Origin of the sequence: [Pseudopropionibacterium] massiliense, assembly GCF_900607225.1 — a bacterium.
In the GTDB taxonomy this organism is placed as follows: domain Bacteria; phylum Actinomycetota; class Actinomycetes; order Propionibacteriales; family Propionibacteriaceae; genus Arachnia; species Arachnia massiliensis.
Window position 1 is genome coordinate 1,694,628 of sequence record NZ_LR027842.1, and the last position, 24,621, is coordinate 1,719,248.

The 24,621-nt window shown below is 66.4% G+C and carries 23 protein-coding genes; 7 read left to right on the forward strand and 16 right to left on the reverse strand.

Features of this window, described 5'->3' with window-relative positions; translation table 11 throughout:
* Nucleotides 1–15: 15 nt before the first annotated feature.
* From E0E39_RS07525 to dusB, 7 genes are all read right to left on the reverse strand, one after another.
* Complete coding sequence (locus E0E39_RS07525) at nt 16–624, reverse strand: response regulator transcription factor (RefSeq protein WP_126377779.1); 609 nt, start codon at nt 622–624, stop codon at nt 16–18.
* Nucleotides 618–1,706: a sensor histidine kinase gene (locus tag E0E39_RS07530; RefSeq protein ID WP_130874183.1), complete on the reverse strand. Its 1,089-nt coding sequence runs from the start codon at nt 1,704–1,706 to the stop codon at nt 618–620. The genes E0E39_RS07525 and E0E39_RS07530 overlap by 7 nt, the downstream gene beginning before the upstream one ends.
* On the reverse strand, nt 1,703–2,458 hold the full coding sequence (locus E0E39_RS07535) for an ABC transporter permease (RefSeq protein WP_245988229.1): 756 nt from the start codon (nt 2,456–2,458) through the stop codon (nt 1,703–1,705). Before E0E39_RS07535 ends, E0E39_RS07530 begins: the two co-directional genes overlap by 4 nt.
* A gap of 5 nt (nt 2,459–2,463) precedes the next feature.
* Nucleotides 2,464–3,360, reverse strand: coding sequence for an ABC transporter ATP-binding protein (locus E0E39_RS07540; protein ID WP_245988230.1), 897 nt, complete (start codon nt 3,358–3,360; stop codon nt 2,464–2,466).
* Between the two features lie 94 nt (nt 3,361–3,454).
* Nucleotides 3,455–4,561 carry an HD domain-containing protein gene (locus E0E39_RS07545; RefSeq protein WP_130874186.1) on the reverse strand — a complete coding sequence of 369 codons (1,107 nt, stop codon included), beginning with the start codon at nt 4,559–4,561 and terminating at the stop codon, nt 3,455–3,457.
* 63 nt (nt 4,562–4,624) lie between these two features.
* Entirely contained in the window at nt 4,625–5,911 is a 1,287-nt protein-coding gene (locus E0E39_RS07550) for a citrate synthase (protein ID WP_130874187.1), read from the reverse strand.
* 88 nt (nt 5,912–5,999) lie between these two features.
* Nucleotides 6,000–7,142 carry a tRNA dihydrouridine synthase DusB gene (dusB, locus tag E0E39_RS07555; protein ID WP_130874188.1) on the reverse strand — a complete coding sequence of 381 codons (1,143 nt, stop codon included), beginning with the start codon at nt 7,140–7,142 and terminating at the stop codon, nt 6,000–6,002.
* A 56-nt stretch (nt 7,143–7,198) separates the two neighbouring features.
* Between dusB and E0E39_RS07560 the strand changes: the two genes are divergently transcribed.
* Together E0E39_RS07560 and E0E39_RS07565 are read left to right on the forward strand one after the other, a co-directional pair.
* Nucleotides 7,199–9,250, forward strand: a complete 2,052-nt coding sequence (locus tag E0E39_RS07560) for a M3 family metallopeptidase (protein WP_130874189.1) — start codon at nt 7,199–7,201, stop codon at nt 9,248–9,250.
* A 108-nt stretch (nt 9,251–9,358) separates the two neighbouring features.
* Nucleotides 9,359–10,189: an HhH-GPD family protein gene (locus tag E0E39_RS07565; RefSeq protein ID WP_130874190.1), complete on the forward strand. Its 831-nt coding sequence runs from the start codon at nt 9,359–9,361 to the stop codon at nt 10,187–10,189.
* Between the two features lie 5 nt (nt 10,190–10,194).
* On the opposite strand, the gene E0E39_RS07570 is transcribed toward E0E39_RS07565, so the two are convergent.
* From E0E39_RS07570 to E0E39_RS07595, 6 genes are all read right to left on the reverse strand, one after another.
* On the reverse strand, nt 10,195–11,277 hold the full coding sequence (locus E0E39_RS07570; protein WP_130874191.1) for an ROK family protein: 1,083 nt from the start codon (nt 11,275–11,277) through the stop codon (nt 10,195–10,197).
* Nucleotides 11,278–11,302: 25 nt separating this feature from the next.
* Complete coding sequence (locus tag E0E39_RS07575; protein WP_130874192.1) at nt 11,303–12,652, reverse strand: ABC transporter substrate-binding protein; 1,350 nt, start codon at nt 12,650–12,652, stop codon at nt 11,303–11,305.
* Between the two features lie 8 nt (nt 12,653–12,660).
* Entirely contained in the window at nt 12,661–13,581 is a 921-nt protein-coding gene (locus tag E0E39_RS07580; RefSeq protein WP_130874193.1) for a carbohydrate ABC transporter permease, read from the reverse strand.
* Between the two features lie 10 nt (nt 13,582–13,591).
* Nucleotides 13,592–14,506 carry a carbohydrate ABC transporter permease gene (locus E0E39_RS07585; RefSeq protein WP_130874194.1) on the reverse strand — a complete coding sequence of 305 codons (915 nt, stop codon included), beginning with the start codon at nt 14,504–14,506 and terminating at the stop codon, nt 13,592–13,594.
* A gap of 76 nt (nt 14,507–14,582) precedes the next feature.
* A complete protein-coding gene (locus E0E39_RS07590) occupies nt 14,583–16,727 on the reverse strand; it encodes an alpha-galactosidase (protein WP_130874195.1) in 2,145 nt (714 codons plus the stop codon).
* A gap of 59 nt (nt 16,728–16,786) precedes the next feature.
* Complete coding sequence (locus E0E39_RS07595; protein ID WP_130874196.1) at nt 16,787–17,095, reverse strand: antibiotic biosynthesis monooxygenase family protein; 309 nt, start codon at nt 17,093–17,095, stop codon at nt 16,787–16,789.
* Nucleotides 17,096–17,152: 57 nt separating this feature from the next.
* Between E0E39_RS07595 and E0E39_RS07600 the strand changes: the two genes are divergently transcribed.
* From E0E39_RS07600 to E0E39_RS07615, 4 genes are read left to right on the forward strand one after another with little or no spacing between them, the layout of a single operon-like run.
* Complete coding sequence (locus tag E0E39_RS07600; RefSeq protein WP_245988231.1) at nt 17,153–18,109, forward strand: metal ABC transporter substrate-binding protein; 957 nt, start codon at nt 17,153–17,155, stop codon at nt 18,107–18,109.
* A complete protein-coding gene (locus tag E0E39_RS07605; RefSeq protein ID WP_245988232.1) occupies nt 18,096–18,830 on the forward strand; it encodes a metal ABC transporter ATP-binding protein in 735 nt (244 codons plus the stop codon). Before E0E39_RS07600 ends, E0E39_RS07605 begins: the two co-directional genes overlap by 14 nt.
* Nucleotides 18,827–19,798, forward strand: a complete 972-nt coding sequence (locus tag E0E39_RS07610) for a metal ABC transporter permease (protein ID WP_130874198.1) — start codon at nt 18,827–18,829, stop codon at nt 19,796–19,798. The genes E0E39_RS07605 and E0E39_RS07610 overlap by 4 nt, the downstream gene beginning before the upstream one ends.
* Nucleotides 19,785–20,177 (forward strand): Fur family transcriptional regulator, encoded by a 393-nt coding sequence (locus E0E39_RS07615; protein ID WP_207302449.1) that lies wholly within the window; start codon nt 19,785–19,787, stop codon nt 20,175–20,177. The genes E0E39_RS07610 and E0E39_RS07615 overlap by 14 nt, the downstream gene beginning before the upstream one ends.
* A gap of 193 nt (nt 20,178–20,370) precedes the next feature.
* On the opposite strand, the gene recO is transcribed toward E0E39_RS07615, so the two are convergent.
* A complete protein-coding gene (recO, locus tag E0E39_RS07620; protein ID WP_130874200.1) occupies nt 20,371–21,099 on the reverse strand; it encodes a DNA repair protein RecO in 729 nt (242 codons plus the stop codon).
* A 39-nt stretch (nt 21,100–21,138) separates the two neighbouring features.
* On the opposite strand from recO, the gene E0E39_RS07625 reads away from it, so the two are divergent.
* Nucleotides 21,139–21,897: an isoprenyl transferase gene (locus E0E39_RS07625; protein ID WP_130874201.1), complete on the forward strand. Its 759-nt coding sequence runs from the start codon at nt 21,139–21,141 to the stop codon at nt 21,895–21,897.
* Nucleotides 21,898–21,967: 70 nt separating this feature from the next.
* Here E0E39_RS07625 and E0E39_RS07630 read toward each other — a convergent pair whose 3' ends face one another.
* Together E0E39_RS07630 and leuA are read right to left on the reverse strand one after the other, a co-directional pair.
* Nucleotides 21,968–22,798: a metallophosphoesterase gene (locus E0E39_RS07630; RefSeq protein WP_130874202.1), complete on the reverse strand. Its 831-nt coding sequence runs from the start codon at nt 22,796–22,798 to the stop codon at nt 21,968–21,970.
* Entirely contained in the window at nt 22,791–24,521 is a 1,731-nt protein-coding gene (gene leuA / locus E0E39_RS07635) for a 2-isopropylmalate synthase (protein WP_130874203.1), read from the reverse strand. The genes E0E39_RS07630 and leuA overlap by 8 nt, the downstream gene beginning before the upstream one ends.
* Nucleotides 24,522–24,621: the final 100 nt, after the last annotated feature.

The window sequence follows — 24,621 nt, forward strand, 5'->3', positions numbered from 1 at the left end:
AAGTGTAGTGCGGGTTCACAACCAGCCGCGTTCGGTGGCGATCCGTGCCGCCTCCACCCGGTTGGCCGCGCCCGTCTTGCCGATGGCGTTGGAGAGGTGGTTGCGCACCGTCCCCGGGGACAGGAACAGTTTCCGGGCCAGCTTCGCGACGGGTTCCCCGTCCCGGGCCAGGCGCAACACCTCCTGTTCCCTGGCGGTCAGGGGATTGGGGCCGCTGAACAGCAGGTCGTTGGCGAGCTGCGGATCCACGGTGCGAAGACCCGCGTGGGCGCGCCGCACCGCCTCCGCGAGCCGCGCTGCCGGGGTGGTTTTCACCACGAAACCGACGGCCCCCGCGTCCAGTGCGCGTCTCAGGTAGCCGGGGCGGTCGAAGGTGGTCACCATCACCACCCGCACCCCGGGAAGCTGATCCCGGACCTGCCGGGCCGCTTCCACGCCGTCGACACCGGGCATCTGGATGTCCAACAGACACACATCGGCCCCGGATTCCCGGGCCGCGGCAACCACCTCGTCGCCCCGCCCGGCCTGGGCAACCACCTCGATGTCGGGTTCGAGGTCGAGCAGCGCCCCCATGGCCCCGCGGACGAGAGCCTGGTCGTCGGCGAGCAGCACCCTGATCACCACATAACCACCACCTCGAAACCCCCGAGCGGGGATGCGCCGCAGCGTAATTCACCGCCGGCGGCGGCCACTCGCTCCCGCATCCCGGTAAGGCCGTTGCCCTCTCCCCCCGCGTATCCGTCGCCGTCGTCGGCCACCGAGAACCTGCCGGGGGCGAAGGAGATCTCGACGCGTGTGGCGTGCGCGTGCCGCAGCACATTGGTGGCGGCCTCCCTCAGCACCCAGCCGAGCACGAGCCCGATGGGCCCGGTGATCTCGTCCGGGTCCCCCGTGACGGCGACCTCGAGGCCGCCCGAGAGCAACACGTCGCGGACGCTGTCGAGCTCCTCCGCGATGGTTCGCCCGCGCTGGTCGGTGACGCTGCGCCGCAGTTCCTCCTGGGCCTCGCCCAGGAAGACCCGGGTCCGGGCCAGTTCGGCGCGGGCACGTTCCGGATCGGAGTCGAACAGGCGTTCCGCCAGCTGAAGCTGGAGGTTCGCAACGGTCAGGGAGTGCCCGAGCAGGTCGTGGACGTCGCGGGCCATCCGTTCTCGCTGCTCCAGGGCTGCGCGCCGCCGGTCCTGTTCGGAGACGGCGATGCCGCTCTCGATCGTCTTCACGGTGAGCAAGCCGAGAACGGCGACGAGCGCGGTGATGAGCATGTTGACGCTTTTGCCGGCATCCGGTTCGTTCATCAGAGCCAGAACCAGGAAACCGGAACCGACCAGCACGACAACGGCGGGCAGACGTACCGGGGGCCACAGGCCGTAGCTGGCGAAGGTGACCAGGAAGGGCAGCAGGCTGATCGCGTCAAGGCCGATGGCCCAGCAGAGCACACCCATCACCGCCAGCACGAAACCGCCCCGCAGCAGCTGCCAGCGCCTGCCAGCCGCGTCGAGCCGGCTCCCCAGGTCACGGAAACCCGCGAGGTAGACGGGAACGAAGAGGACCAACGCGAGCAGGCCCACGAGGCAGCGGACCCGGTCCTCCAGACTCAGCAGGGAGTGCACCGGGAAAACGAGGCACACCAGCCAGACGGAGGCGATCACGACCCCCACGTGGGGGCCCGTGACCGCCTCCAGAAGCCAGCTCCTGAGACGTTTCACCGGCGCTTCCTGGAGCGTCTGTGACCCAGCACCGCCAACCCAGAGAAGACCAGCAGCCAGGCGAGACAGTTGGCGGCCAGCAGCCAGACCGAGTCGGTCTGCGGCGGATCGGTCTGCTGGATCTCACCCTCGACTTGCGGATACCTCACGAGGCCAACATAGCCGTACATGGGGGTGAACCTGGCAATGTCGAGCATCACGCCGGTGAGGGGCATGAACATGTTCCCGAAGAAGGCCAGGAAAACCACGGTTCCCGACGCTATGCCTGCGGCGCTCTCGGATTTGAGCAGCAATCCCATCGCCAGCCCGTAGACCCCGAACAGCCCCGCACCGAGGATGCCAATGACCCAGGAGGCAACCCAGACCCACCAGGCATCGGCCTTGGCGCCGGTGAGGGCCCCGACCATGAACACCAGCCCGGAGGAGAGGGCGCCGAGCACGAGGGCGACCGCGACCTTGTTCGCGACGAAACCCAGCGGCCGCTGCTTGGTCAGGGCCAGCTGGCGGCCCCAGCCCAGCATCGACTCGGTGGCCGCCGTGGCGGCGATGGCTGTTGCGGCGATGACGGCACCGTAGGCTCCCATGGACGACATGACGTAGAACCCGACCGTGCCCCGGCCCGACTGGTAGTCGGAGTACTGGGCCCTGCCGAACAGCAGGTACATGAACACCGGCATGGCGAGGGTGAACAACAGGTTGGTGACGTCCCGGAAGCAACGGGCCAGGTCGATGCGGATGTAGGTGAGATTCACGTCGCTCACCTCGTCCCCGTGAGGGCGAGGAAGGCGTCCTCCAGGCTGGGGGCAACCACCTCCAGGTCGTGGGCACCCCGCTGCAGCAGGGCCAGGGCCAGGGCGTCGGAATCGGGAACCATCGCGCTGAGACGGGTCCCTTCCAGAGTGACGTTCCTGCCGAGGAGGGGCCGGAGCTCCGTCACCAGGGCGTCCGCGCGATCCACCGGCAGCAGGGCGGTGACATGGCGGTGACTGGTCAGGGCACGGATCTGATCGACCGTGCCGTCCGCGATGATGTGGCCCTTCGCGATGAGCACGATCCGGTCGGCGAAGTTCTGCGCCTCCTCCAGGTAGTGGGTGGCGAACACGATGGTGCGGCCCCTTTCCGCCTGCTGGCGCATGGCATCCCAGAAGTCACGCCGGGCGGTGACGTCCAGTCCCGCGGTGGGTTCGTCGAGGATCAGCACCCGGGGGTCGGTGAGCAGGGCCAGTGCGAACTTGATCCGTTGTTGTTCCCCGCCGGAGCAGCGGGAAACGTGTCTTCGGGCGATCTCCTCCAGCCCTGCTGTCGACATCACCGCCCCGATCCGGGGGGTGGCCTCCTGCAGGGCCGCGATCGCCCGGATGGTCTCGCCGACGCTCATGTCGCGCAGCAGACCCCCCGTCTGCAGCACCGCCCCGACCATTCCCCGCCGGATGGCTTCCCGGGGTTCCAGACCGCAGACCCGAGCCGTTCCCGAGGTGGGGCCGGTCAACCCCAGCACCATGTCGAGGGTGGTGGTTTTCCCGGCCCCGTTGGGGCCGAGGAAGGCGACGATCTCCCCCGGTTCGATGACCACGTCGATTCCGGACACGGCCTCGACGTGCCCACCGGGGCTGCGGAAGGTCTTGCGCAGCTGCTGCAACTCAATGGCGTTCATGTCCTCAGGATCACAGCCGGCTGGGCCCCGGACCCGGGGCGGCAATCACGATTACGGCATGACAAACATCACGCCCGCCCCGGTCAACCGCCTCTCAGGCGCCCCGCCCGATGCCCCTGGGCAGCAGCGCCCGGTCCCAGCCGAGCAGGCGCTCGGCGTGGTCGAAGGCGAACCGGTCGGTCATCCCCCCGACGTAGGTCACGGCCCCGCGCACCGCGTCCTCCGTCCGGTACTCAGCGGGCAGTTCTCCGGGATGCTCCAGGAAGTACTCGACCAGCCCTCGCAGCACCTCCACCACCGTGCGGGACTGCGCCACCGACTCGGGGCGGGTGTAGATGCGTTCATAGTTGAAACGACGCAGTTCCCCCAGCGCCTCCGCGGTCAGTGGGTCCATGCCGACGATGCCGGTGGCCATGGTGGTCTCGATCACGGCCCCGATGAACTGTGCCAGCTGAACGCGGCGCGCAGTGCCTGCCACCTCGGTCACCACCCGGGGCAGTTCGGTGGCCGTGACGATCCCGGCCGCGATGGCGTCCTCCAGATCGTGGGCGCAGTAGGCGATCCGGTCGGCCCAGCTGACGATCTCCCCCTCCAGGGTGGCGGGTGCAGGCCGCGACCAGGAGTGGTTGCGGATGCCGTCGAGGGTCTGGGATGTCAGGTTCAGGCCCTTGAGCACCACGTCGGCGCCCCACGGGCCGTGATCGTAACCCCCCGGGAGAAAGGCGTCGAAGGCGTCCTCGGAGGCGTGACCGCCGGGGCCGTGTCCGCAGTCGTGGCCGAGCGCCATGGCCTCGGTGAGGGCCGGGTTGGCCCCGATCCCGCGGGCCATCGCGACGGCGCACTGCGCCACCTCGATGGCGTGGGTCAGCCGGGTGCGCTGGTGGTCGGTGGGGTACACGACCACCTGGGTCTTGCCCGCCAGCCTCCGGAACGAGGCCGAGTGGACGATGCGGTCCCGGTCTCGCTCGAAACAGGTGCGGAACTCGCAGGGCTCCTCCTCCCGTTCCCTCTCCCCCGCGCCGGAGGCGAAGGTCGCGGCCGGGTTGAGGCTGAGTCTCTCCAGATCCTCCCGTTGCTCCCTGCGCCTGGGCGGGTAGGGCATCACCCGGGCTGCGGAGTCGCGGTGGGCCACCACCACGTCATCGCCGTGGCCGTGCATGGTCCTGGCCCATTCACGGGCCCTGGGGAGCGGTTCGTTCATCACCAGACAGCCTACGAGGCCCGGGGAGTCATCACCCTCAGGCGCTCACCGATCCGGGCGAACTCAGCGTTCGTCGAGGGGTAGCCACTTCGTGAGCTTGTTTCCCGTGTAGAGCTGGCGGGGGCGGTGGATGCGCTGGGCGGTGTTGTCGTTGACCTCCTTCCAGTGAGCGATCCAACCAGCGGTACGCCCGATGGCGAACAGCACCGTGAACATGTCGAGGGGAATCCCGATGGCCCGCAGGATGATGCCCGAGTAGAAGTCGACGTTGGGGTAGAGACGGCGTTCAGCGAAGTAGTCGTCGGCCAGTGCCGCATCCTCCACCTCCCGGGCTATGTCGAGCAGCGGATCGTCGATGTTCATCGATTCCAGGAGGTCGTGAGCGGCTTTCTTGAGGATCTTCGCACGCGGGTCGAAGTTACGGTAGACGCGGTGCCCGAAACCCATGAGCCGGATCCCGGATTTCCGATCCTTGGCCTTGGCCAGGTATGAACCCACCGACATGCCCTCGTTACGGATCTGCTCCAGCATCTCGATCACACCCATGTTCGCCCCACCGTGCAACGGCCCCCACAGGGCCGTGACCCCTGCGGACACGGCGGTGAACAGGTTCGCGCCGCTGGAGGCAACCGTTCGCACCGTGGATGTGGAGCAGTTCTGTTCGTGGTCGGCATGAAGCACGAAGAACATGTTCAAGGCATGAGCCGCCTCGGGGGTGGCCTCGTATTCCCGATAGGGAACGGTGAACATCATGTGGAGGAAGTTCTCCGCATACGGCAGGTCGTAGCGGGGATACGCGATGGGCTGCCCGATGTGGCTCTTGTAGGATGCGGCCGCGATGGTGCGGGTCTTGGCCAGCAGCAAGGCGGCCGCCCGGCGGAATCCCGCTTCTTCGGTGATGTGGATCTCGGGCAGGTCATAGGCCTGGATGGCGTTGATCATCGCCGAGAGGATCGCCATGGGGTGGGCGTCGACAGGGAATCCGTCGAAGTGTTTGCGCATGTCACGGTGGAGGGAGGAGTTCTCGGTCAACAGCTGACGGAACTCGTCGCGCTCGTCGTCGTCAGGCAGGTCGCCGAAGATCAGCAGTTCCGCCACCTCGATGAAGGAGGAGCGAGCGGCAAGGTCCTCGATGGGAACCCCTCGGTATCGAAGGATGCCGCGTTCACCGTCGATGAAGGTGATGGCCGAGCTGCAGGATCCGGTGTTGCTGTAGGCGTCGTCGAGGGTGATGAGACCGGTGGTGGCCCGTAGTTTCGAGATGTCCACCGCCCTTTCTCCCTCGGTTCCGGTGACGAGGGGCAGTTCGTGGGCGATGCCGTCGACGATCAGGGTCACGGTATCGGACATGAAGACTCCTCCGTTTCTCCAAAGATCCGGTCACCGTATCCGGGTTGTGTGACGCCCCTGTTACAAGCGGGTGAAGGAAACCGACCGGCTATCCTCCGCTGATGTCGTCCTCGGCATCGGACAGGTCGAGCCCACACCCTCCTGTGTCGTCATACCAGCCATGGGGAAGGACAACTTTTCCCCTCGGGCCGCCCTGCCGACCCCTGGGAGTTCCGAGTTCTCCCACGGGGAAGGGTTGATCAGCCTCAAGAAGCTCGACCAGTGTGCGCAACTCGTCGAGCGATGCGACCATGGCGAATCGCCTCCGCAGCTCCCCGACGGGATAGCCCTTGAAGTACCAGGCCATGTGTTTGCGCAGATCCACCACCCCCCGTTCACCCCTGAGAGCGGTCAGCAGCTCCGCATGGCGGATGATCATGGAGCCGACCTCCCCGAGCGTGGGTCGGGCACGTCGAGGTTCCCCGGCGAAGGCGGCTGCCAGGTCACCGAACAGCCACGGTCTGCCGAGGCAGCCGCGCCCGATGACCACCCCGTCGCAGCCTGTCTCGTTCATCATCCGCAACGCGTCCTCTGCTTCCCACAGGTCGCCGTTGCCCAGCACGGGAATGCCCACTGCCTGTTTGAGTTCTGCGATCCGGGACCAGTCGGCCCTGCCGGAGTAGGCCTGCTGCACGGTTCTGGCGTGCAGCGCTATGGCCGCGACCCCCTCCTCCTCGGCGATGCGCCCCGTGTCAAGGAAGGTCTCATGGGCCTCGTCGATGCCGACCCGGGTCTTGACCGTGACAGGAACCCCGAACTCATCGGCGGCGCGCACCGTGGCACGGATGATGGCGCGCAACCGGTCGCGTTTGTATGGCAGGACCCCACCCCCGCCTTTCCGGGTGACCTTGGGAACGGGACAGCCGAAATTGAGGTCGATGTGGTGAACTCCGTGCTCGGCGATCAGGATTTTCGTCGCATGCGCCATGACCTCCGGGTCCACGCCGTAGAGCTGCACCGAGCGGATGGTCTCGGTCGGGTCGAAGGCCAGCATAGAGCGGGTTTTGTGGTCACCAACGACGATTCCCCGTGATGTCATCATCTCGCAGACGTACAACCCGGCCCCCTGCTCCAGGCAGAGTGCCCGGTAGGCGGCATTCGTGATTCCTGCCATGGGGGCCAGCACCACGGGAAGCGCCACCACGACGGCGTCACGCCTGCTGGGCGCGTGCAGGTGGAGCGGCTCGACCACTCGATCCTCCTTCCAAGTTTCGGACCGGGAGATTCTACGCATGGTTGGATGGGGCCATGAACCCGCTGCTGACCGCCCCGACGCTGCCCTTCCAACTTCCCGACTACGCCAACCTGACCGATGCACAGTTCAAGGATGCGATGGAGGTCGGCCTGGCCGAGCAGCGAACCGCCTTGGATGCGATCGCGACCAATCCCGATGCACCCGACGTGGAGAACACCATCGTGGCCTGGGAACTCAGCTCGACGACGTTGGATCGCGCTGGATCAGCTTTCTGGGTGGCGAAGGCCGCCGATGCCAACGAACAACGTGATGCCGTCGAAACGGCCTTGGCGCCGAAACTGGCCGAACACGGCAATGCGATCCTGCTGGACCGGCGCCTCTACGACCGTTTGATGGCGCTCCGCGCCCGCGCCGAGGCGGCGGAGGTGAACCTGGACGAGCAGGACCGTTACTGGCTGGACGAGCACATTCGCGAGTTCGAGCGTTCCGGGATCTCACTCGACGCCGCCGCACAGCAGCGCCTGCGGGAGCTGAACGTGGAGTTGGCCGGGCTGTCCGTGGCATTCGAGCAGGCCCTGGTGGAGGGCCGGAACGCCGCGGCGGTACTGGTCACCGACCCCGCTGAGTTGACCGGGCTCGGTGAGGACGAGGTCGCCGCCGCCCGGCAGGCCGCCCGGGACCGCGGGCAGGAGGGCTGGCTGATCGAGCTGACCAACACCACGGGCCAGCCGGTGTTGGAGAACCTGACCAACCGTGATCTGCGTCGCCGCGTCCTGGAGGCCTCCTTGGGGCGGGGACTGGGAGGTGAGCACGACACCCGGCGACTGGTGCTGGGCATCGCGCGGCGCCGCGCCGAACGTGCCCGGCTCCTGGGCTACGAGCACCACGCGGCCTGGGTGGCCGCCAATGGCTGCGCCCGCACCACCGAGGCGGTTCTCGAACTGCTCGGACGGGTGGCTCCGGGGGCCGTCGAACTCGCCGGCCGCGAGGCCGCAGAACTGCAGAAGGCCTTGGAACGGGACCACCCTGGGGCGGAACTCGCGGCCTGGGACTGGGAGCACTACGCCGCGAAGCAGTCAGCCGCCGAGGCCGTCGACCCGGCCGTGCTGCGTCCCTACCTGGAGTATCACCGGGTGCTGCACGAGGGTGTCTTCGCCGCCGCGACCGCCCTCTACGGCATCACCTTCCATGCGCGAGCCGATCTGCGCGGCTTCACCCCGGAGTCCGAGGTCTACGAGGTCCGTGAGGCCGACGGTACCCCGCTGGGTGCGGTGATCCTTGACCCGTTCACCAGGCCCACCAAGCGAGGCGGAGCGTGGATGACCTCGGTGGTGGACCAGTCGGATCTGACCGGTGCCCTGCCCGTGGTGACGAACACCTGCAATTTCACCCGTCCCGCCGAGGGTGATGCCTGCCTGTTGACCTGGGACAACGTGATCACGATGTTCCACGAGTTCGGCCACGCCCTCCACGGCCTGCTCTCCGAGGTCAGGTACCCGTCACGTTCCGGGACCGCGGTTCCCCGCGATTTCGTGGAATTCCCCTCGCAGGTCAACGAGCTGTGGGCGTGGGACGACACCCTGATCTCCCGGTTCGCGGTCCATCACGAAACTGGCGAGCCGTTGCCGGCCGGGCTGGTGGCGAGGCTGCGGGCCTCCAAGGCCGCAGGTGAGGGGCGCCACACCTTGGAGTTGGTGGCCGCGATGCTGCTGGACCAGGCCTGGCACACCACTGCCCTGGAGGAGCTGCCCGCCTCGGTGGAGGATGTGGAGTCCTTCGAGACCGCGGCGCTGGAGCGGGCCGGGGTCGCCCATGAGCTGGTTCCCCCGCGTTACCGTTCCTGCTACTTCAGTCACGTCTTCGGTGGTGGCTACGCGGCCGCCTACTACGGATATCTGTGGGCCGAGGTTTTGGACGCCGATGCCTGCGCCTGGTTCTCGGAAAACCTCGGCTCGTGCCGGGAAGCCGGGGAACACTTCCGCCGCACGCTGTTGGGGCGCGGCGGAAGCATCGAACCCATGCGGGCGTGGCGCGATTTCCGCCGGGCGGATCCCGATGTGTCGCATCTGCTGCGCCGCAAGGGGCTGCCCGTCGAGCAGCGGTGAGCAGCATGGCGAACCGGGGTTGATGTGGGAACCGAGGGGATCCGGGGGCGGTCCACGGCGCCATCAACCGCCGGTGCTGCGTTCAGGGGGATCGTCCGAGGCCTGATCATGGACTGGTACGTCGCGAACGCACGATCATTGCCGTGGCGCACCCCCGGCGTGAGCGCCTGGGGCGTGTTGGTGAGTGAGGTGATGAGTCAGCAAACCCCGGTTTCCAGGGTGGTGGAACCCTGGCGGCACTGGATGAACCGTTGGCCCACCCCCGCGGATCTGGCCCGTGCCGGAACCGACGAGGTGCTGAGAGCCTGGGGTCGGCTCGGGTATCCGCGTCGCGCCCTACGTCTGATTGAAACCGCACAGAAACTGGCGGCACGTGACAACGAAGTTCCGGACAACGAACAGGCGCTGCGAGAACTGCCAGGTGTGGGCCGCTACACCGCCGCCGCAATCCTGGCCTTCGCCTTCGGGCGGCGTTCGCTGGTGCTGGATGTCAACGTTCGCCGGGTCCTTGCACGCCTGGCCGACGGTCAGGCCCGACCCGCCCCCACCGAGACCGGGGCCGAGCGCGCTCGCGCCACCGCGTGGCTCCCCGAGGGCGACGCCGAGTGCGCGGCATGGTCGCAGGCGGTGATGGAGCTGGGAGCGCTGCTGTGCGTGGCCGGAGCACCCACGTGCGACGCCTGTCCGGTTCGAGGACACTGCCGCTGGATCGCCAGCGGCAGCCCTGCGTGGGATGGCCCCACCCGCCCCGCCCAGCCGTGGACGGGAACCGACCGCCAGTGTAGGGGCCGGATCATGGCGTCCCTGCGAGCGTCCACTCACGGAGTCCTACCGGTGGACCTGGTCTGGGATGATCCCGTTCAGCTGGACCGCTGCGTCGCGGGTCTCATCGCTGACGGCCTGGCCCATCGCGCCGGAAAAAGGATCAAGCTCGGTTGACGCTCTCAGTACGCGAGACTCAGCCGGGTCGCCAGGGCCGCCGCTCCGCGCGCCCAGGCGTGGAAGTCCTGTTTCGCGACCACGAGTTCGGGTGGATCAATGTCCTCGAAGCGCCGCTCCGCCACAACGTGATGTACCCGGCCCATGCGGCTCTCGAAGTGGACGATGCCCTCACCGGTCAGGAGAATCTTCTCCGGTCCCCAGAATTGTTTGGTCAGCACCACGAGCTCCCCCAAGGCACTTGCGGCCCGCTCCAGTACCGCCTCGATCGCGGGATCATCGGTGATGCGCAGCTCCGCCAAGGCCACTTCTCGTCCCGCAGCCTCGCTCGCCGCCTCCCGAAGAGGTTCGTCGGCCAGGACGTCGTGGAACCGCTGTCCCCACGTGGTCCACGCCTCCCCCACCATGCCTGTCGACCCCTGGTGCCCGACGAGCAGCTCGTCGGCGATCACCGCGCCGGCACCAACCCCTGCGCCAACCGTGATGACGGCGAAATTGTGTGTGCCACGCCCGTGCCCCACCCAGTGCTCGGCGAGTGTCAGGGCATCGACGTCGTTGGCGGCCTTGCAGGGAAGCCCGCAGGCCTCGGTCACGAGTGCCGCAAGATTCCCGTTCTCCCAACCGAGCAGAGGCGAGGCCCGCACCTCACCGAACGGATCCACCGCGGCCGCCAAGGCCACACCGACCGCGCTGGGTTCGTGATCGGCGAAGTCCTCGACGACCCGGGCGACTGCTCTCGCGGTCGATTCGAGGGTGGAAGTGTCGGCGGAGCGGACATCCGTGGCCCGCACGTGACCGGCAAGCCCGGTGACCACCGCGTGCAGCTCCCCCGGTATCACCTTGATCCCGACGAATCTCGCGGCGTCATCGACCACCACCAGAGGAAGCGCGGGTCGTCCGAGCTGTTTGACCGGCACGGGCCTCTGCTCCTTGAGGATCCCCGCCGCGACGAGTGGGGTGGTCAGCCTGGTCATGGAACCTGAGCTCAGGCCGGTGCGCTGGGCGACGCCGACTCGGGCGATGGGACCGTGACGCAGAACCGTCTGCACCACTAGTCGCGACGTGGGATCGATGGAGTTGAGAATCACTGGTTTTTCCTTCTGGTGGTAGTCACTACGATGTTAGCGACAACAGCCGGTTGACTTGGTGGTTCACCTCACTCAGGTAGCTCACGTCCTTCTGACCGATGAACACCGCCTCGAATCCGGGAGAGGTCAGGGCCGCCACGTCGGCCGCGTTCATGGTCACCGCGGGATTCTGGGTGGTGCCATCCTTGACGTGCGATGTGAAGGCCGTGACATCCAGCCCGGATGCGTTGCGCACCTGAATGGACCGCTCCATCGCCTCGGGTCGCGCGGGGAAGACCACCCCGGCGTCGGCAATCTTCATCTGGCACTCCGAGGACCCCAGATAGGCAACCCATTTGCCCGCCGCATCCTTGTCGTCGGCGAATCTGGTGACGGAGTCCGCCAGACCGTTGAAGGGGCTCGAACGATGCCCGATGGGGCCGACGGGGGTCGGGGCGGTTCTCAGGTCGATCCCGGGAATCGATGCGAAGCTGGAGATCATCCAGGAACCGTTCATGCCGAGCACGGCCTTGCCCTGGGCCACCTGCTGGTAGGAGCCCGACCGCTTGCCGAAGGTTTCGTAGGAGGGCATGTAGCCCTTCTGCACCAGGCCGAAGTACCAGGCCATGGTCTTCTGGAAGCTGGGGTCGTCCAGGTTGAAGTGGGTGCCCCAGGGGTTCTTGTCCAAGGGCTCCCAGCCGATGGAACCGGTGTAGGCACCCCACTGGGTCTGCCCGAGGTTCTCGCCCCCGGCCCCCTCCGATGCGAGTCCGTAGACCGCGACGTTGTCCCTGTCGAACCCCGGCTCATCGCCGCGGACACCATTGACGTCCACACTCAGGTGGGCGATGACCTTCTCGAAACTGCCCCCGTCGTCGGGATTCCAGTCCATGTTCGTCAGCTGTTCCCGGGTTACGCCGGCGGCATCGGTGACCCTCTGGTCGTAGAAGTAGGCGACGGTGTCCCAGTCCTTGGGGATTCCGTAGCGTTTGCCGTCCTGCCCCTTCCAGAGGCCCGCCAGTCCCCCGACGTAGTCGGCGTCACTGACGTCGCGGGTCGCTTCGAGGTCGTCGAGCGGTACCAGGACCTCCAGGTCGACGAACTGCGTGTACTTGGTCAGGTGATTGGTGAACACATCGGGCGCCTGATCCGCGATGAACCCGGCGGTCAGCTTGCTCCAGTAGTCGTCCCACCCGTACTGGGTGATCCTGACCTTCAGCCCGGGATTCGCCGCCTCGAAGGAATCGGCGCAGGCCTGGTACCCGGGTTGCTGGGTGGCGTCCCACAACCAGTAGTCGATGACCCCGTCAGGGCCACCGTCCTTCGCGACGCAGCCGCCGGTGAGCAGTGTTCCCACGGTCAGCAGGGACAGGGCCGCTGCGGTTCGTTTCTTCATGGTGATCCTCACTTGATGCCGCTGAAACCGATGGAATTGACGATGCGCTTGGCACTCAGGGCGAAGAGCACGAGCATCGGGACCGCCGCCACGAGGGCGGCAGCCATGAGACCTGACCAGTCGGGTCCGGTACTCGGGGTCTGGGAGCGGAAAACACCCAGGCCGACGGTGAGGACCCGCGAGTTCTCGGAGTAGGAGACCATCAACGGCCAGAAGTAATCGTTCCACGAGCTGATGAAGGTGAGCAGGGAAATTGTCGCTATCGGGGCCGCCGACATCGGGAGGATGAGCCGGAAGAAGTTGCCGATCTTGCTGGAACCGTCGAGCAGGGCGGCCTCCTCCAGCTCGACGGGCACGTTCATGAAGAACTGCCGCAGGAAGAACACCGCGAACGGCGTCATGAGCATGGTCGGCAGCGAGATGCCGAGCAGGGTGTCGATCAGGCCGAGTTGTTTGATGAGCACGAAGTTCGGCAGGAAGGTGAAGATGGCCGGCACCATCAGACCTCCGAGGAAGAGGCCGTAGACCAGGTCCCTGCCTTTCCATTTCAGCCTCGAGAAGGCGTAGGCGGCGCTGGCGGAGAAGAACACCTGCCCGACCGTGACCAGGGTCGCGACGACGATGCTGTTGCCCAGGTAGCGCCAGAAGTCGATGGACTGGCCGGAACCTCCCTCCGCCAGCGCCTCCTCCCCGGCCTGGATCCCGAAGACCCGGGCGAAGCTTCCGGTGTTCCAGTCGGTCGGCAACCACGAGGTGGCGCCACCGTAGAGGGAGGAGTTCGAGGACAGCGCGGTGCGCAGGATCCAGTAGAGGGGGAACAGGGTGGTCAGCATGATGATCCCCATCACCACCCAGGCGAGGGTCCTTCCCCAGGCGAGTTGACGGCGCTCATTGGCCCGGCCGGGAGCGGTGACTGCTGCTGTTGACATCTCGTGCTCCTCAGTTCAAGTCGGTCTCACCGGCGCGGGTCAGCCGGTACTGGAAGAAAGTGATCACCACGAGAATCAGCAGCAATGCCACGGAGAGCGCGGATGCGTAGCCGAACTGGAATCTCCCGAAGGCCATGTCGTAGATGTAGAGCTGGAGCACCCGGGACGAGTTGACGGGTCCGCCCTGGGTGGCGATCGCCACCGTGTCGAAGACCTGGAACGAGCCGATGATCGTCATGATCAGCACCAGGGCCAGGATCGGGCGCAGCAGCGGTATGGTGATGCGCCAGAACATCTGCCACTCCGAAGCTCCGTCCACCCGCGCGGCCTCGTAGGCAGATTCGGGGATGGTCTGCAGGCCCGCGAAGATCAGCAGAGCCGTGTACCCCATGTGCCGCCACACATTGATCAACGCGATCGTGGGAATGACCGTCGACTCCTGGGACAGGAAGGGGATCGTGTTCAATCCCATCGAGGCGAGAACCTGGTTCCCGATTCCCAGCTGGGTGTCGAGGATCCACATAAACACGAGCGCCGCCACCACGTTGGAGACCAGGTACGGGGTCAGCACTATGGACCGCACCCAGGTGGACTGGGTGAGCCTGTGCATCAACACCGCGATGAGCAGGGCCAGAACGGTCTGAACCCCTATGTTGACCACCACGTAGTAGACGGTGACGCCCGCCGCGTTCCAGAAAACCGGATCCTCCAGCATGCGAAGATAGTTCTTGAACCCGACGAACTCAGGTTGCGTGAGAAGGTTGTAGTTGGTGAAGCTGAGCCAGATGCCGTTCAGCGTCGGCCACAACAGGAAAACGATGAACCCGATGAACGCAGGCGCGATCATCGTCATGGCGAGAAGCAGATCGCTCCTGCCCTTGCCAGCGCCCACCCGGTCGGACGCTGTCAGTCCTGGACTGGTCATGCCATACCTCCGTTGGTACGAATGACTTGATTCTGCAACAAAGATATGTAATGGCACAAGCCCCGCGGCCGAATTCTCAGGCCTTCGTGACAACGAACAGGACGGTTGTCGACGGTCGGAGCACCGGGGCCCTCAGACCGACGTGCATCAGCTGCGCCCCGGTCAGTTCGAGGGGATGCCCGGCGTTGACCCAGGGAACCTGGTGGTTCGACGCCAGCGCGGGGCGCTCAATGACCTGAACCCGGTAGCGCGGCCCGGGCTCCAACCCCGGGAACCTCAGCACACCGAGGTTCACCGCGGGCGTCGCCTCGAGCATCGAGAGAGAGTAGATGCCACCCATCTCGTTGACCACACCCTTGAACCAGACCCCGGGGTCCGGCATGGCGACCCGCACCAGCCGCCCCGTCAGCAGTCGCCCGCGGTGTTCCTTGTACCAGGCGATCCACCAGGCCAGCCCGGCAAGCTCTTCCTCCGAGGCCCGGGCCAGGTCCCATTCGATCCCGAGGTGCCCGAAAACCGCCGTGGCGGCGCGGTGGTTGAGATCGTGCCAACGCCCCGTGACGTGGGAGCGCCCTGATGCGATGTGCGATCCCAGCAGCTCTGCGGGCAGCAGCTGGGAGGTCCACCACAACATCCGTTGCCGGTCATCGGGGTCTATGTTGTCGGAGACCCACACGCGTTCCGCGCGTTCCATCACCTCCAGGTCGATCCGGGAACCGCCCGAGGAGCAGGATTCGAACTCGACGTGGGGGAAGCGACGGCGCAGTTCGTCGAGCAGCGCGTAGAAGGCGCGCGTCTGCGCCGCGACGGCCGGACGCCCGTCGGGAGCGGTGCCCGCGTCATTGAGGTCGCGGTTGTGATCCCACTTGACGTAGGAGATGGCGTACTCCTCCAGGATGGCCGACATCTGCCCCAGAACGTGCTCGCGGGCACCGGGGATCGACAGGTTGAGCACCTGCTGGAACCGGCCCTCCAGGGGCAGGCGGTCGTCGAGCTGCATCAGCCATTCCGGGTGCGCCCGGGCCACGTCGGAGTCGGGGTTGACCATCTCGGGTTCGAACCAGAGGCCGAACTGCATGCCGAGCTCCGTCACCCGGTCCACCAGCGGATGCAAACCGTCCGGCCACACCTCGGGGCTGACCACCCAGTCGCCGAGTCCGGCGTGATCGTCGCGGCGGGCGCCGAACCAGCCGTCGTCGAGCACGTAACGTTCCACCCCGAGAGCGGCGGCGCGCTCCGCCAGGTCGATCAGGCGTGCCGGGTCGTGGTCGAAGTAGACCGCCTCCCAGACGTTCAGGCTCACCGGGCGCTCGGGGCCGGGGTGCACTGGCAACGAGCGCAGGTGCCGGTGGAAACGGTCGGCCTGGGCGTCCAGACCGACGGCGTGGTTGAAGTAGACCCAGGGCGAGGTGTACTCCTCCCCCGAATCCAGGCGTCCCTCCCCGGGCAGGAGCAGTTCGCCTCCCCCGATGAGCTGGGTCCCCACGAAATCCCGCTCGGCGATGTGGATGTGATTGCCGCTCCAAGCCACGTGGCAGGCCCAGATCTCGCCGTCCCGGTATCCGAACCCCTCCTCACCCAGGCTGAGCACGAAGGCCGCATCCGCGCCGGTCCTGCCGTGGCGGCCCTCCCTGCGGTGCGCTCCCATCGCGAACGGGCGGCGCTGCGGCATCCGCTCGGCCGCCCAGCGTCCCCCGAAGTCCATGAGATCGCGGGCCTGGCCGGGCACCGGCATCCGCAGGGTCAGCTCCGTGACCTCGAAGGCGCCCTCCCCCGCGTTGGTCAGAGTGGCGCGGGACCTCACCAACCCGGTCGGCAGCAGTTCGACGGTCAGCAGCATCCGCAGCCCGGCGGAGGACGCCTCCAGTGCGTACTCGACCGTCGCGGGTCCCGCGGAGACGAAACCCCCGGCGGGTCTTCCGCCGACGTGCACCGCGCTCACCCGCCAGTCGGGGCTCCAGGCCCTGCCCTCCCGGGAACCGATCAACCCCGGCGTCCCGGTCCAGCCGTAGCGGGCCTCGGGGATGATTCCCGGCCGCGGACCGAGGTCGACGGAGTTCCCGGGGACCATCCAGGCCGCCCCCAGTCGCAGGTCCTCGAATCCGGTCTCCGAGACCTCCCCCGGATCGCCGCCCCAGTGCACCACCTCGGGCATGCCGTCCGGACCGGCCATCAGCAGCAGCGCGACTCCGGCAGAACGAAGGACGATTCGCGAGCGCATGTCCCCTCCCAATAATTTTCGACGTTGAACTAATCAAAGGGTAGCCATCTCCGAACGTTTCAAGGGCCGCGGGACCACGGATCGTCATCCCCGGTCAGTTCGCCAGGATCGAGGTACGCGGACGGCTCGTCCACGGCACGCAGCAGCACGGGGGTCAACAGGAGTCTCGTCTCGTTGCCGGAGAGTGCGTGCCGATAGCTCCCGACATCACGCCACCTGCTCACCAGCGCCCACAGGCCGGGTTCGTCAAGGTTGGCCACCAGGTCCACACCGAGACACCCCGGCAGGGAGCGCCAGAACTCGGCCACCGTTCGCAGGCCCTCGGCGAGTTCCCCGTCGACGTCACGGAACCGGGAGATCGCAAGCACCGGACAAGGCTACTCGGAATTTTGGTCCACGCCGGAAGAGTAACGATAATGACTCTCATGAAGTCACGAATCCTCGCACTCGCGGCCGTCGCGACACTGACGCTCAACGCCTGCACACCGAGCACCTCGCCCCCCGATGCAGCCAGCACCAGCTCGAACAGCGCCGCGGCACCGGGCACCACCAAGGTCTCCGTCGCCTTCTATCCACTCGAGTACGCCGCCTCCAAGGTGGGTGGCGACAAGGTGAGCGTCACGAACCTGACCCTGCCGGGTCAGGAACCGCACGATCTGGAGCTGACCCCACAGCAGATCGCCAGCCTGGAGGAGGCCGACCTGGTTGTCTACCTGAAGGGTTTCCAACCCGCGGTCGACAAGGCGGTGGAGCAGTCCGGGGCCAAGAACAAGCTCGATCTCTCCCAGGTGATCCAACTGCACCCGGCAGCCGAGGACCATGACTCCGATGCCGACGAGGCCGAGGACCACGACCACGCAACCACGGATCCCCATTTCTGGCTGGACCCCACTCTGGAGGCCAAGGCGGTCAGTGCCATCGCGGAGGAACTGTCGAAGATCGACGCCGACAACAAGAGCACCTACGAGACGAACGCGAAGAGCACCACCGACGACCTGACCGCCCTTGACGGCGACTACAGGTCGGGCCTGGGCACCTGCCGGGTCAAGACGATCATCACCACGCACGCCGCCTTCGGCTACCTGACCGAACGTTACGGCCTGGAGCAGATTGGCATCAGCGGGCTCTCCCCCAACGAGCAGCCCTCCCCGACCCGCATCGCGAAGGTCCAGGAGGAGGCCAAGGAGCACGGCGTGACCACGATCTTCTTCGAGACCCTCACCTCCGATGAGGTGGCCAAGGCGATCGCCGGCGACCTGGGCCTCAAAACCGCCGTTCTCGATCCGATCGAGGGCATCACCGCTGAATCCGCCGGGCAGGACTATCCGTCGGTGATGAAGGCAAATCTCGATGCCCTGAAACAGGCCAATGGCTGTTCCTGATGCCGAAACGCTGGTGACCGCCGAGGGGATTCACGTCTTTCTCGGCGGCCTGCCGATCCTCAAGGACGTGAGCCTGCGCATCCACGCCCGCGAGGCAGTGGCCGTCCTCGGTCCGAACGGTTCCGGCAAGACCACCCTGCTCCGCACCCTGGTGGCCCTGACCCCGTTTCAGCAGGGCTCCCTGGAACTGTTCGGAACCCCGATCCGATGGTTCCGGGGCTGGCACCGCGTCGGATACGTCCCCCAGCACGCCACTCTGAACGTTCAGAACGCCACCGTGCGGGAAGTGGTCACCTCCGGCCGGCTGGCACATCGTGGAGCGTTTCGTTGGTTCACCCGCACCGACCGGGCGATCGTCGCCGAGGCCATGGAGCGCGTTGGCCTGGCTGATCGGGCCCGGTGGCCCTTCGCCCCCCTGTCCGGTGGCCAGAAGCAACGGGCGCTCATCGCGCGGGCACTGGCCTCCCAACCCGATCTGCTGGTGATGGACGAACCCCTCGCCGGGGTTGATCTCGAAGGCCAGGCGGTCCTGACCCGGCTGCTCGGCGAACTCCGTGACGACGGCCTCGGGGTTGCCGTCGTGCTCCACGAGCTTGAGCCCATGGCGGGGGTACTGGATCGAACCATCCGACTGCGCGACGGACGAGTGGTGACCTGCGCCGACGACGTCGCACGAACCCCTCAACCCCGCCCCGATGATCCGGTTGGAAACACCTCATGAACATCTTCTCGTATCCCTTCATGCAGCGCGCGCTGCTCGCGGCTCTGCTCAGCGGCCTGGTGGCCCCGGCGATCGGCATGTACATCGTTCAGCGACGCCTGTCGCTGCTGGGTGACGGGTTGGGACACGTCGCCATCATGGGGGTGGGGCTGGCCCTGTTGACAGGAACTGCTCCCCTACCCATGGCCGTGGTCACGTGCGTGGCCGGTTCCATCGCCGTCGAACTGTTACGGCAATCCGGCAGAACCTCGGGAGACCTGGGTCTGGCCGTGCTGTTCTACGGTGGCATCGCCTCGGGTGTGATGATGGCCGGGATCGCCGGGCAGGGGCCAGCAGGCCTGTCCGCCTACCTGTTCGGCGCCCTCACCTCGGTGAGCGAATCCGACCTCTGGGTCATCGCGACGCTGGCGATCGTGGTGTTGATCTTCTCGCTGGGGTTGCTGCCTCGGCTGTTCGCGGTCTGCGCCGATGAGGACTTCGCCCGGGTGCTCGGCATCCGGGTGAAACTGTTGAACCTGCTCGTGGTCGTGATCGCATCCGTAACCGTGACCCTCTCGATGCGCACGGTCGGACTGCTCCTGATCAGCGCACTCATGGTGATCCCGGTCGCCGCATCCCAGCAGCTCTTCACCAGTTTCCGCGCCACCCTGCTGGGCGCGATGGGAGTCGGTGTCGTCGCGGCGCTCGGGGGCACATTCGGGTCCTACCACTGGAACACCGTCACGGGGGCCACCATCGTCGTGGTGGCCATTGCCCTGCTGGGAATCGCCACTCTGACGGGAATCCTCCTGCCCCCGGGACGCCGCCTGGCCGATCACGGACGGGAAAACCGCATTCCCGCCGAGAAACCTGCCGGAGCAACCCCCTCTTCGGGTAGTGTGGCCTTCATCCAGCATGGCGATCGTCTCGACCGTGTGGTGGGAAATCATCGTCATGCCCTGCATGGAGACCACTATGACGAGCACTAGCACCCGCAACACATGGCAACGCGCCGCCGTGCGGGCTCTCCTGGCGAACACGGAAGAGTTTCGCACCGCGGCCCAGATCCATTCCGAACTTCGCCACGTCGGTGACAAGGTAGGACTCGCGACCGTGTACAGGGCACTGCAGACGATGAGCGAATCAGGGGACCTGGACGTGCTTCGCACCCCGGACGGGGAGTCCGCCTACCGCATGTGCTCCAACACCCATCATCACCACTTGGTGTGCCGTTCCTGCGGCTTGGCGGTGGAGATCTCGGCCGATGCCGTCGAGTCATGGGCGAACCAAGTGGCGAACGAGCACGGCTTCACCGAGGCGGGGCACAACCTGGAGATCTTCGGGCTGTGCCGAAACTGCTCCTCCTGAAACACCATTCGGTACCACCCGAAATCGGCTCCGCGGCGTTTCACAGTGATCTGATTTCCCCGTGACGGTCGTTGCTCGTGGCGCCCCCACGAAAGGAGCGAATGTCCTCGAGACGGTGGGGATCAACAATCGCTCGGGGACTGCCGCGAAATCTCGGGACGAGAGAACCGCGTCAGGTTCTCCGCCCTGACGCTCACACGGCCCTCAGGAAGGGAAGCGATCTCAGGGAACGATCGAGATGCCAGGTGGCATAGGCCGAAACCACCCCGTGCGCCCTGCTGCGAAGTGATTCCTCGGTCGTCCGGACCTCCTCCCACCGTCCGGCGATCAGGGCCCCGAGCAGAGTGAGCAACTCTGGGCTCGCGGACGCCGAGGCCGGGGGGCGGCAGGCGGGACACACCGCTCCACCCAATTGTGGGGAGAACCAGCCCAGCTGCTCGGTGGCCCCGCAACTTACACAGGCGTCCGTCATCGCGGCCCAGCCTGCGGATGCGAGGCCCCGAAGCAGGTAGGAGTCCACCACTGCGGTCATGGGAAGTTCACCCCGTCCCAGCGCCAACAGCCCCCCGAGGAGCAGCCGGTACTGGGGCAGCGATGGCACCCCGTCCTCGGAGACCAACCGGTCGGCGGCCTCCACCAGGACCTGGGCCGCACAGAAGCGTTCGTAGTCGGCTCCGAGCATGGGGGGATGCAACGACTCGACCTGGATGATCGTCTCCAGTGACCCGCGCCCCTCGCCCAGCTGGACGTCGACATGGCCGAATGGCTCCAGCCGGGCACCGAACTTCGAGCTGGTCCGACGGATTCCCCTCGCCACGGCCCTCACCTTGCCGTGGCCGCGGGTGAACAGGCTGATGATCCGGTCGGCCTCTCCCAACCTCCAGGTACGCAGGACCACGGCCTCGTCTCGGTAAGTGCGCACCGGGCCATGCTATCGGTGCTACCCGGATAGGCTTCGGAAATGCCTTATCGCGATCCCACCCCCCACCCCTCCGGTGCCCGTCCGCCTGCGATTCCAGCTGCGAAGCTGCCTCAGCACGTGGCCATCGTGATGGACGGCAACGGCCGCTGGGCGAAACAACGGGGTCTGAAACGCACCGAGGGCCATGCGCGAGGTGAGGCCGCCCTGTTGGACGTCATCCATGGAGCGCTGGAGATCGGGATACCCTACCTATCGGCCTACGCCTTCTCCACCGAGAACTGGAAACGTTCCCCGGAGGAGGTGCGCTGGCTCATGGGCTTCAACCGGGAGGTCATCCACCGCCGCCGGGATGAGCTGGACGCGATGGGGGTGAGGATCCGCTGGGCCGGGCGCAGGCCACGACTCTGGGGCTCCGTGATCAAGGAGCTGGAGCAGGCCGAGGCGCAGAGCCGCCGAAACACCAAGCTGACCCTCCAGTTCTGCGTCAACTACGGGGGCAGGGCCGAGATCGTGGACGCCGCCCGCGAGGTGGCCCGCCTCGCCAAGGCCGGAAAACTGGATCCCGACCGCCTGAGCGAGGATCGTTTCCGCCGTTTCCTGGATGAGCCCGAGATCCCGGACGTCGATCTGTTCCTGCGTTCCTCGGGTGAGCAGCGCACCTCGAACTTTCTGCTGTGGCAGTCGGCCTACGCGGAGTTCATCTTCCTTGACCGACTGTGGCCCGACTTCGACCGCCGCGACCTCTGGGGCGCGGTCGAGCAGTACGTCACTCGTGAACGCCGCTTCGGAACTGCCTGAGAAAACAGAAGCCTGCCCCTCATTGCCTGTTCATCGTGGCCAACCACGAAAACCGTTCAGACCGACGATTTCAAGGCGTGAAGACGTGCAGAACGATCTGTGACTGCGCCAAGAACCTCACGTTCATTCCCGAAACGCCAATTCCCGAATCGATGTACAGCACCGCCTTGCCTGCCTGGTAACGGCCCCGGCTGTACTTCGGGAAAAATCCCTGCCCCGGAACGTAGAGAGCGCCGATGAACGGCATCGCAACCTGTCCCCCGTGGGTGTGCCCGCACACGGCGTAGTCGATGTCCGCTTTCTCCAGCTGGGGCAGGATCTCCGGGGAGTGGGTCAGCAGGAACCTGAACCCCTCCGGCGCCCCGGCGAGGGCCTGGTCGAGGTGGGCGTGATCGGTGTAGGCGTCACCCGCCCCCACCAGGGTGAAGCTTCCGAACCCCCCGGTGATCACCTCGTGTTCGTTGTCGATCAGTTTGACCCCGTGGCGGGCATACAGCTCGATCAGCTGCGGCAGTTCCTTCGACCAGTGGTCGTGGTTTCCCAGGACCGCGTACATCGGGATGTCGAGCTCCGCGAGCCGGGAGAACAGATCGTGGAGCGGGGCGAGGGTTTCGTTGCGGGTGTTCAGGGTGTCCCCCGCGATGACGATCAGGTGCGGTTCGGCTTCACGCACCTGGGTCACGATGCTCGCGAGCTGGGCGTGATCGTCGCGCACGTGGATGTCGCTGAGCTGCACGATCCGCAGTTCCCCGGCCAGTTTGTCCGTGACGGTGGTCTCGGTGACCAGCCGGGTGGTGTGCACCTCCCGATACACCTCGGCAGCGACGGCAACAGTCGCACACACGGTGATGACGAGTGCCCACGCCAGCCGTCCCGGCCAAGGTTTCCCGCGTTCAGGCACGGGCGGCCCGGTTGAGCGCCGAGAGAATGGCCCTCATGGATGCGCTGGTGATCGACGGATCCACACCGACTCCCCAGAACACCTGCGCGTCGTCCCCGGTGCCGAGTTCGCACTCCACATAGGCCACGGCCTTCGCGTCTCCCCCGGATTCGAGGGCGTGTTCCGAGTAGTCGAGAACCCGGACCCGGGCCCCCGTCTCCGCCAAGGCGTCCACGAAGGCGGACACCGGCCCATTGCCCTCGCCCTCGACGTTGATGTCTCGGCCCGAGGGATCGTTGACGGTGGCGGTGATGTGGAAAAGCCCGTTCTGCGACGACGAACCGGCGGAGGTGAGGGCCCACGCGCCTTCGGACAGGTACTCGGCCGTGAAGATCTCGACGATGGCCTTCGGGGAGAGTTCGCCGCCCTCGGCATCGGTGCGCTGCTGTACCACGCGGCTGAACTCCATCTGGAGGCGGCGCGGCAGTTCCATCTTCGCCTCGGTCTTCATCAGGTAGGCCACTCCGCCCTTGCCGGACTGAGAGTTCACCCGGATCACGGCCTCGTAGTTCCGGCCGACGTCGTGCGGGTCGATGGGCAGGTAGGGGGCTTCCCATTCGATCTCGGTGATGGCCTTCCCCTCGGCGGCGGCCTGTTTCTCCAGGGATTCCAGGCCCTTCTTGATGGCGTCCTGGTGGGATCCGGAGAAGGCGGTGTAGACCAGATCCCCCGCGTACGGTTGGCGGGGGTGCACGGGCAGGCCGGTGCAGTACTCGACGGTTCGACGCACGTGATCGATGTCATGGAAGTCCAGCTGCGGGTCGACACCCTGGGTGTAGAGGTTCAGGGCCAGCGTCACCAGGTCGACGTTGCCGGTGCGTTCACCGTGTCCGAAAAGGCAGCCCTCGACCCGGTCGGCCCCGGCCATCTGGCCCAGTTCCGCGGCGGCGACGGCGGTTCCCCGGTCGTTGTGGGGGTGCAGTGAGACCACCACGAATTCCCGGTTCTCGATATTGCGGCAGAAGTACTCGATTTGATCGGCGTAGGTGTTCGGGGTGGAGCGTTCGACGGTGGCGGGCAGGTTGAAGATGATCTCGCGATTCTGGTCCGGTTTCCAGACCTCTGCCACGGCATTGCACACCTCGACGGCGAAATCCGTCGGGGTCTGGGTGAAGATCTCGGGACTGTACTGGTATCCGAACTCGACCTCGCCCAGGTATTTGTCCGCGTATTTCATGACCAGTTCGGTGCCTCGTGTGGCGAGGTTCACGCACTCGGCCTCGTCGATGCCGAAGACCACCCGCCGGAACAGCTCGGCGGTCGCGTTGTACATGTGGATGGTCGCGCGATGCGCCCCGATCAGGGATTCCGCGGTTCTGGCGATCAGGTCCTCCCGGGCCTGGGTCAGCACCGAGATGGTCACGTCCTCGGGTACGTGTCCGCCGGTGATGAGCTGCCGGACGAAGTCGAAATCGGTTTGGGAGGCCGACGGGAACCCGATCTCGATCTCCTTGTACCCCAGGGCCACGAGCAGTTCGAACATCCGCATCTTGCGGTTCGGGGTCATCGGATCGATCAGGGCCTGGTTGCCGTCGCGCAGGTCGGTGGACAGCCAGCGGGGCGCCCTGGTGATGCGTTTGGCCGGCCATGTGCGGTCCGGAACCACCACCGGTTCGAAGGCACGGTAGCGCCCCACGGGCATGATGGTGGGGTTTTGTATGGGTTTGGGCTGGATGCGGGTCATTGTTTCTCTCCTTGCTGGATGCAGCCAGGCACACGAGGGCTCCGCAGCGAGGAGGCTGGCCGGTTCAGAACTGGGCCTCGCCGCGGCAGCGAAGGAGAAG

Excerpts from the sequence above, each read along its gene's own strand:
- E0E39_RS07540 (WP_245988230.1), bottom strand. The coding sequence starts at position 3,360 with ATGAACGCCATTGAGTTGCAGCAGCTGCGCAAGACCTTCCGCAGCCCC.
- E0E39_RS07545 (WP_130874186.1), bottom strand. The coding sequence starts at position 4,561 with ATGAACGAACCGCTCCCCAGGGCCCGTGAATGGGCCAGGACCATGCAC.
- E0E39_RS07550 (WP_130874187.1), bottom strand. The coding sequence starts at position 5,911 with ATGTCCGATACCGTGACCCTGATCGTCGACGGCATCGCCCACGAACTG.
- E0E39_RS07560 (WP_130874189.1), top strand. The coding sequence starts at position 7,199 with ATGAACCCGCTGCTGACCGCCCCGACGCTGCCCTTCCAACTTCCCGAC.
- E0E39_RS07565 (WP_130874190.1), top strand. The coding sequence starts at position 9,359 with ATGGACTGGTACGTCGCGAACGCACGATCATTGCCGTGGCGCACCCCC.
- E0E39_RS07575 (WP_130874192.1), bottom strand. The coding sequence starts at position 12,652 with ATGAAGAAACGAACCGCAGCGGCCCTGTCCCTGCTGACCGTGGGAACA.
- E0E39_RS07580 (WP_130874193.1), bottom strand. The coding sequence starts at position 13,581 with ATGTCAACAGCAGCAGTCACCGCTCCCGGCCGGGCCAATGAGCGCCGT.
- E0E39_RS07585 (WP_130874194.1), bottom strand. The coding sequence starts at position 14,506 with ATGACCAGTCCAGGACTGACAGCGTCCGACCGGGTGGGCGCTGGCAAG.
- E0E39_RS07590 (WP_130874195.1), bottom strand. The coding sequence starts at position 16,727 with ATGCGCTCGCGAATCGTCCTTCGTTCTGCCGGAGTCGCGCTGCTGCTG.
- E0E39_RS07600 (WP_245988231.1), top strand. The coding sequence starts at position 17,153 with ATGAAGTCACGAATCCTCGCACTCGCGGCCGTCGCGACACTGACGCTC.
- E0E39_RS07605 (WP_245988232.1), top strand. The coding sequence starts at position 18,096 with ATGGCTGTTCCTGATGCCGAAACGCTGGTGACCGCCGAGGGGATTCAC.
- E0E39_RS07610 (WP_130874198.1), top strand. The coding sequence starts at position 18,827 with ATGAACATCTTCTCGTATCCCTTCATGCAGCGCGCGCTGCTCGCGGCT.
- E0E39_RS07615 (WP_207302449.1), top strand. The coding sequence starts at position 19,785 with ATGACGAGCACTAGCACCCGCAACACATGGCAACGCGCCGCCGTGCGG.
- E0E39_RS07625 (WP_130874201.1), top strand. The coding sequence starts at position 21,139 with ATGCCTTATCGCGATCCCACCCCCCACCCCTCCGGTGCCCGTCCGCCT.
- leuA (WP_130874203.1), bottom strand. The coding sequence starts at position 24,521 with ATGACCCGCATCCAGCCCAAACCCATACAAAACCCCACCATCATGCCC.